The sequence below is a fragment of the Aeromonas sp. SCS5 genome (assembly GCF_001887375.1).
In the GTDB taxonomy this organism is placed as follows: Bacteria; Pseudomonadota; Gammaproteobacteria; order Enterobacterales; family Aeromonadaceae; genus Aeromonas; species Aeromonas jandaei.
Map to the genome: position 1 here is coordinate 1 of NZ_LFCS01000040.1, position 427 is coordinate 427.

Sequence of the window (427 nt, forward strand, 5' to 3'; positions counted from 1 at the left end):
AGAGAAGCCCTATCATTGGGTTTTGGGATGTGAATAATGGCGCTCGGCCTCGCAGGCTCGGCACTCGCCATTACCCAAAATCTGCACTGCTGACGCAGCGCAAAGATGATTTTGGGTCCCCTTCGTCTAGAGGCCTAGGACACCGCCCTTTCACGGCGGTAACAGGGGTTCGAATCCCCTAGGGGACGCCACTTCTCTTCTTGCTAACAAGAATGCAGACATAAGCAGTCATGTTTATGTCTGTTTTCTTCGGCCTCGAGCCGTTGCAAACATGCTCTTTAACAATCTGGAAAGCTGATTTAAAAAGTAGTTCTCAAACATTTGTTACAAGTGCTTTGGAAACTTCTTGGCGAAAACCAAATTTTATTTGGTCCTTGTTGTACGACAACAGGCTGTGCCGGTTTCACCGACACTTCTTGGGGTTGTA

1 tRNA gene is annotated in these 427 nt (G+C 48.0%); it reads left to right on the forward strand.

Features of this window, described 5'->3' with window-relative positions:
• Positions 1 to 115: 115 nt before the first annotated feature.
• Positions 116 to 191 (forward strand) — tRNA-Glu (locus tag BS300_RS20865).
• Positions 192 to 427: the final 236 nt, after the last annotated feature.